Source organism: Thiobacillus sp. 65-1402, assembly GCF_001897685.1.
In the GTDB taxonomy this organism is placed as follows: domain Bacteria; phylum Pseudomonadota; class Gammaproteobacteria; order Burkholderiales; family Thiobacillaceae; genus Thiobacillus.
Window position 1 is genome coordinate 1 of record NZ_MKUG01000200.1, and the last position, 4288, is coordinate 4288.

Annotated in this window: 7 protein-coding genes; all 7 read left to right on the forward strand. The window is 67.0% G+C overall.

Translation table 11 applies throughout. The annotated features are described in order from the left end of the window. On the forward strand, positions 1-421 hold a 421-nt coding region (locus tag BGO62_RS14670; protein WP_296643838.1), incomplete at its 5' end, for an SEC-C metal-binding domain-containing protein. A gap of 9 nt (positions 422-430) precedes the next feature. Next, positions 431-658: a hypothetical protein gene (locus BGO62_RS14675; protein WP_296643840.1), complete on the forward strand. Its 228-nt coding sequence runs from the start codon at positions 431-433 to the stop codon at positions 656-658. 34 nt (positions 659-692) lie between these two features. Continuing rightward, complete coding sequence (locus tag BGO62_RS14680) at positions 693-1139, forward strand: hypothetical protein (RefSeq protein ID WP_296643842.1); 447 nt, start codon at positions 693-695, stop codon at positions 1137-1139. A gap of 79 nt (positions 1140-1218) precedes the next feature. After that, positions 1219-1581 carry a hypothetical protein gene (locus BGO62_RS14685; RefSeq protein ID WP_296643844.1) on the forward strand — a complete coding sequence of 121 codons (363 nt, stop codon included), beginning with the start codon at positions 1219-1221 and terminating at the stop codon, positions 1579-1581. A gap of 72 nt (positions 1582-1653) precedes the next feature. After that, the gene (locus BGO62_RS14690) at positions 1654-1953 is read left to right on the forward strand and encodes a hypothetical protein (protein ID WP_296643846.1); all 300 of its coding nucleotides are present in this window, start codon (positions 1654-1656) and stop codon (positions 1951-1953) included. A 10-nt stretch (positions 1954-1963) separates the two neighbouring features. Next, positions 1964-3376 (forward strand): TolC family protein, encoded by a 1413-nt coding sequence (locus tag BGO62_RS14695; protein WP_296643847.1) that lies wholly within the window; start codon positions 1964-1966, stop codon positions 3374-3376. An 11-nt stretch (positions 3377-3387) separates the two neighbouring features. Next, positions 3388-4288: copper oxidase (locus tag BGO62_RS14700; protein WP_296643849.1), on the forward strand; the 901-nt coding region annotated here is incomplete at its 3' end.

Here is a 4288-nt window from a genome sequence, read left to right on the forward strand (position 1 = left end):
GTTCGAGCGCGCGGTGATGCTGCAAAGCCTCGACAGCCACTGGCGCGATCACCTGTCGGCGCTGGATCATCTGCGCCAGGGCATCCACCTGCGCGGCTATGCGCAGAAGCAGCCCAAGCAGGAATACAAGCGCGAAGCGTTCGAGCTGTTCTCCGCCATGCTCACCGCGATCAAGGCCGAGGTCACGCAGATTACCAGCACGGTGCAGATTCGCGCGCCCGAGGACGTGCAGGCGGTCGAACTCGAAGAGCCGTCCAATGTGCAATACCAGCACGCCGGCTACGACGAGGCGCAGGACTTCGCGGCGGCCGAAACCGCTGCGGCGGGCCCGGCCGACGCCTACCCCAAGGTCGGCCGCAACGATCCCTGCCCGTGCGGTTCGGGCAAGAAGTACAAGCAGTGCCACGGCAAATTGAGTTGAGGAGCAGCCATGCCTTATTACGTGTTCCGCATGGGAATGTTCAAAGTGCTGGAAAAACAGGGCGAATGGGCGAGCTTCAAGGAGGCCCGCGCCCACGTCAACGAACTGCGCAAGACGCTCGATCCCAAGTCCGGCGACAAGTACAAGATGATCTTCGCGGAGAACGAGATCGCCGCGCAGGAAACGCTCACTGCCGAGCGCGAACTGGACAAGACCCTGTCCGGCGACGACTGGTAAAACCGTTCAACCTGGCTTTGTATGGCGACGCCGCATGGCTGAATACAACGAAAGCGCTTACAAGCTGGCCCGCAAGGCCTATATCGAGCACAGCTGCCCGTTCGAGCGCGCGCTGCTGTCGCGCTGCGCCGACTGCAGCCGCTCGCGCAGGCTCAACCTGGCCGAGCGCGAAGCGGTCGCCTGCGGCGACCCGGCGGTGCGCGAACACTGCCTGGCGTTCTACCGGGCGCTGCACGAGAACGCGCAGTTCGCGCTGAAGATCAATCCCGCCACGCCGTGGCCGTTTGGCAAGGAAATCCGCGCCCAGTGTGGCGGCGTGCGCGGATTGGCCGGTGCGATGGACGGGGCGGCGGACGAAACCACCGACATCGCCGCCACCGTGCTGCAGGGCAAGCAGCGGTTTGGCGACAGCGCCGATTTCCCCTACTCCGAAATCATGCGCGCCGTGGTGCATTACGAGCCGCGCAAACGGCGTTCGTGATCGCGGGAAGCCGAAGCGGGAACCTCGGCGGGATACGGCAGTCCCTCAACTGAATTTTATTTTTGACTACACTGGCGGCGTGCGTATCCGATTCCCCCGATTTCTGCTGATCCTGCTGATGCTGGCGGTGCCGCTGCAGACGTTTGCTGCCGCCGCCATGCTGGATTGCCTGGTTGCGCCGCCTCCGGCTGCGGCGGCGCAGATGGCCGACGCGGCGATGGCGGATTGCCATGAGCAGGAGCAAGCGCCGGGCAGCCCCTCGTCATCCCCCGATTGCGCACACTGCGCAGCCTGCGCCCTGGCCTCGGCGCTGCCGATCCCGGCGGCCGACGCCGCCTCGCCGGCGCCTGCCGCGCGCCGCTATACCCCCCATCCCGCCGTAGCGTTCGGCGCTTTCGTTCCCGACGGTCCCGAGCGACCGCCCCGCCCCGACCTCACCTGAATCCCGTGCCGGGCAAAGGCACGTTTCATCGATTCTGACCGCGGCGTGTGCCGCGTGAGTGTGAGGTTCATCATGTTGAAGGCTTTTTTTCGCCATGCGGCGCCGCCGGCGCGCGCAGGTTTTTTCTGGGCGTCCGCGCTATGGGCGTGCGCATGGGGCCCGTTGACGCCGGCGGCTTACGCCGCCGAGGCCGCGCCGCCGGAAGCGGCGGCGTCCCCCTTCCGGCACTATCAGGGCTGGCGCGACGAGCCGTTGCAAGACTGGCGCGAGGCCAACGACCGCGTCGGCGCAGTCGGCGGCTGGCGCACCTATCTGCGCGAATCGCAGCAGCAGAACGACAACGACGTGGAGCATGCCCACCATGGACATTGAGAAGACGGCCATGAGGCCCTTCCCCTGCCCCCCGCGCTGCCTTGCCGTGCTGACGGCGGCTCTGCTGCTGGGAGGCTGCGCGAGCCTTTCCCCGGACGGCGGGTTCGAGGCGATTCAATCCGCCGCCCGCTCGCACCTGCAGAAAGACGTCGTCTGGTCGCGCGACGAGGCCGCCCACCCGCATATCCAGTCGCGTATCGATGCCCTGCTGGCGCAGCCACTTTCGGCCGACGCTGCGGTGCAGATCGCGCTCCTGAACAACCCCGGCCTGCAGGCGGCATTCAATACGCTGGGAATCGCCGAGGCCGACTGGGTGGCGGCGCAGCGTCTGCCGAACCCGGGGATTTCCATCGGTCGCCTGACGCGCGGCAGCGAGGTGGAATGGGAACGCAGCCTGCATCTCAATCTGGCGCGGCTGCTGACGCTGCCGCTGCGTGCCGGGATCGAGCAGCGCCTGTACGAGCAGACCCGGCACATGCTGGTGCTCGACGTGCTGCGTCTGGCGGCCGACACGCGCCGCGCCTATTACGCCGCGGTGGCCGCCGTCCAGGCTGCGCAATACCGGCAGCAGGCGCTGGATGCCGCCGGCGCCGGCGCCGAACTGGCGCGCCGCATGGCGCAGGTGGGTAACTGGAGCCGCCTGAAGCAGGCGCGCGAGCAATCGTTCTATGCCGACGCCGCCCTGGAAGTGGCGCGCAGCGAACAGGTCAGGCTGCAAACCCGCGAGCGCCTGATCCGGCTGATGGGCTTGGCGAATGCGGACGCGCTGCAGTTGCCGCCGCGCCTGCCGGATCTGCCTGCGGCGTTGCCGGCCCTGCCCGATGTCGAGCAGCAGGCGATGGCGTCGCGCCTGGATCTGCAGATGACCCGGCTGCAGGCCGAGGCGCTGGCGAAAAACCTCGGGCTGACCCGCCGCACGCGTTTCGTCAACGTGCTGGAACTCGGCGTCGTCAATAACGGTTCGAACGAGGAACCGCAGCAACGCGGCTACGAGATCAGCTTCGAGCTGCCGCTGTTCGACTGGGGGCAGACGCGGGTGGCGGCGGCCGAATCGCGCTACCGGCAGGCGCTGGAACGCGCGCGCGAGAGCGCGGTCAACGCGCGTTCCGAGGTGCGCGAAGCCTATGCCATGCAGCACAGCCAGTACGCCGTCGCACGGCACCTGCGCGACGAGGTGGTGCCGCTGAAAAAACGCATTTCCGACGAAAACCTGCTGCGCTACAACGGCATGCTGATCGGCGTGTTCGAGCTGCTGGCCGACGCCCGTTCGCAGATTGCCACGGTCAACGCCGCCATCGACGCGCAGCGCGATTTCTGGCTGGCCGAAGCGGACTTGCGGATGGCGCTGCTCGGCACGCCCGGCAAAACCGTCGCGCCCACCTCTGTTTCCTCTGCCCCCGCCGCGGCGACGGGCGGGCATTGAAAGGATTTTCCATGATTTCAAGACGTGATTTTTTCAAGTTCACCGGCGCGGCCGCGGCCGCCGGCGTCGGTGCCGCTTCAGCCAGCAGCGTGGCGATGGCGGCGCTTCCCGAAATCGTCAGCATGGACAAGCCGGATACCCAGCCGCCGCTGATGCCGCCGTCGGGGCGGCCCTACAACCCGGTGGTGACGCTCAACGGCTGGACGCTGCCGTGGCGGATGAAGGACGGGGTGAAGGAATTCCATCTCGTCGCCGAACCGGTGGTGCGCGAAATCGCTCCCGGCATGAAGGCGCATCTGTGGGGCTACAACGGCCAGAGCCCCGGCCCCACCATCGAAGTGGTGGAGGGCGATCGCGTGCGCATTTTCGTCACCAACCGCCTGCCCGAGCACACCACCATCCACTGGCACGGCCAGCGCCTGCCCAGCGGCATGGACGGCATCGGCGGGCTGACGCAGCCGCCGATCCGGCCGGGCAAGACCTTCGTCTACGAATTCGTCGCGCGCCGCCCGGGCACCTTCATGTATCACCCGCATGCCGACGAAATGACGCAACTGGCAATGGGCATGATGGGATTCTGGGTGACGCACCCCAAGGGCCGGCACCCGCTGATCGAAAGCGTCGACCGCGATTTCTGCTTCCTGCTCAATGCCTACGACATCGAGCCGGGAAGCGCCACGCCACAGGTCAACACCATGCTCGATTTCAACCTGTGGACCTGGAACAGCCGCGCCTTTCCTGGCATCGACAGCCTGAATGTGCGCTTGAACGACCGCGTGCGCATCCGCATCGGCAACCTCACCATGACCAACCATCCGATCCATCTGCACGGGGTGGAGTTCGAGGTCACCGGCACCGACGGCGGCCCGACGCCCAAAGGCTCGCGCTGGCCGGAGGTGACCACCGACATCG